At 40.8% G+C, this 2,191-nt stretch carries 2 protein-coding genes; both read left to right on the top strand.

The window, feature by feature from the left end:
• Nucleotides 1–286: 286 nt before the first annotated feature.
• Complete coding sequence (locus BO222_RS12720) at nt 287–1,294, top strand: D-alanyl-D-alanine carboxypeptidase family protein (protein ID WP_075821109.1); 1,008 nt, start codon at nt 287–289, stop codon at nt 1,292–1,294.
• A gap of 189 nt (nt 1,295–1,483) precedes the next feature.
• Nucleotides 1,484–2,017, top strand: coding sequence for a YfcE family phosphodiesterase (locus tag BO222_RS12715; protein ID WP_075821108.1), 534 nt, complete (start codon nt 1,484–1,486; stop codon nt 2,015–2,017).
• Nucleotides 2,018–2,191 lie beyond the last annotated feature (174 nt).

The following is a 2,191-nucleotide window of genomic DNA, read 5'->3' as shown; positions in this document are numbered from 1 at the left end:
TTATCGTATTCGTGAGGCTTGAAGCCGAAAAATGGCTGATTCCAGATAAAAATTTCTGGTAGATTCTGAACACCACGATGAAGTGCGGAGCAATTCGCGCTTCTATCTGCTTAACTTAATGACATTGCATATTTTTTGATTTACGATCTTTACTGATATACTTGTGCTTTAAACAGTCATTATGAATTCGATTCTGTTCGATGGCGTTTCGATAGAAAAAGACTGCCTGCCAGTCAAAACGGATGAATTTAAAAGAAAAAACGAAGGATAGAAAGGGGAAAGGCTTTTGAATGATAAATTAACCATAAGGATCCGCTTATGGCGGGGAGCAATATTTCTGGTCTGCTTTTTGCTCTTTCTTCAGTGTTATTACCTGCTGGATATTCATTACAATCCGCTTGCACGCTATCCGTATGGAACACCTGAACAAAGAGAAATGATTGAGATGATTCTTTCAGATGATGATATCGATTATCTGATCACTTCCCAGATGGATCCTGAGATCTTTTTACCATTTATGCTTTCAGAAGGCTTTAATATCCGAAATGCTTATTATTATGAAACAGCAATGCAGACTCGAAGCGCCCAGCCCGAAATCGTCGTTGATTTCGTAAACATGTTTCGAAAGCGCTGGACGCTTTCAGAAATGGAAAACTATCTTCGATTCTACTCATATAATGATATTGTTGATTTTTATGATAATTCAGGACAGGCCAGCCTGGTCAATAAACCCGATGATCCGCTGTTAATTCTTGATCAGAAGTCATCGGTCTGGACTTATCGGCCGGCTAATCTCAGAATGGATGGTTCTTTGATTCTGGATCAGGAAGCCATGAACGCTTTTTTGGCTATGCAGATGGCAGCTTCAGGCGAAGGAATTGATCTTCAGCCCTTAGCTGGATACATTTCCTATCGACAGCAAAAAGACAATGCCGCTTCAAATCCATATCCAAATTCAAGAAATCTTCCTTATGGATCCAGAGAAGAACAGCTTGGATTCACTTTGATTCTTGAGCCGGCAACTCGATACATTTCATCGATTCCAGCAACCATGGAAGGTGGATATCTGCAAAGTCCATTAAGTGAACAGGATCAGAGGATTTCTGACTGGTTAGAATCACATGCTTCTGAATATGGATTTATCATTCGCTATCCAGCAGATAAATCTGAAAAGACCCAGGAAAATTATCAACCGTTTATTCTTCGATATACCGGAATAACTGCAGCCAGGGAAATGGAAAACATGAATCTCTGCCTGGAAGAATATGTCCAGATGACTCAGGCCACGAAATAAGATTTGTGAGTCATTGCCCATTACAGCGTTCAGCCAACAACGATTTAAAACTCTCTAAAGAATATCGCTTCGGTGTTTAAGGATCCACTTCGCATTTCTGAAGCGCTAATATTACCGGTCATAAATGCAAAAAAGACAAACCAGACAGACCACATCGGTTTGAATAAATGAAAGAATAGGGGTGATTAAATGAGTGCTGAAATTATAATTGCTTCTGATTCACATGGACGAAGCGACGTTTTACATCAATTACAGAAAGCTTATCCCGAAGCGGATCTGTTTCTTCATTGCGGAGATCTTGAAGATTCTCCAACAAAGTTTCCTGGATGGGTTTTTGTCCGTGGAAATAACGACTGGGAACCGGATATGCCTGAAGACAGAGTTCTGAAAATCATGAACCATAAAATTTATGTCTGTCATTCCCATCGGCTGCCCTATCGGGATAAGGATAAGGCGCTTGCTGTTCGGGCTTTGGAAAATGGTTGTGACATAGCCATTTATGGACATACTCATGTCTCAAAAATTGAGAGAGTGAACGGAGTTCTTGAAATTAATCCGGGCAGTCTTCTGTTTCCAAGAGATGGAAATCCACCCAGTTATGCTAGACTGATCTTTCATGATGATGGTCAGACAGAAGCTGAAATCATTTTTGAACCGGATTGGCCGTTTCAGGAATCCAGGGAAGATAAGAAGAAAAATCGAGGATGGAACTGGTTCTGGTAAGCTGGTACTGGTAAACCAGTTCTGAAGAATCAATTCTGGTTCATCGATTGTAACCTTTTGAAATTTGCACGGGCTTTTATTCCCGGTTATCCCTGAATACCATCAAAGGCGGAAATCTTCTCTGTGCTCCAGCTTTCCTCTCAGGAAAGTCGGAAACGGAAGATTTCCGCCTTT

Origin of the sequence: Ileibacterium valens, assembly GCF_001945525.1 — a bacterium.
Lineage (GTDB): Bacteria > Bacillota_I > Bacilli_A > Erysipelotrichales > Erysipelotrichaceae > Ileibacterium > Ileibacterium valens.
This window is presented reverse-complemented; position numbering and strand designations above follow the sequence as displayed.

Bases quoted from the DNA above. Each gene is read 5' to 3' on its own strand.
- BO222_RS12715 (WP_075821108.1), top strand. From the start codon at position 1,484: ATGAGTGCTGAAATTATAATTGCTTCTGATTCACATGGACGAAGCGAC.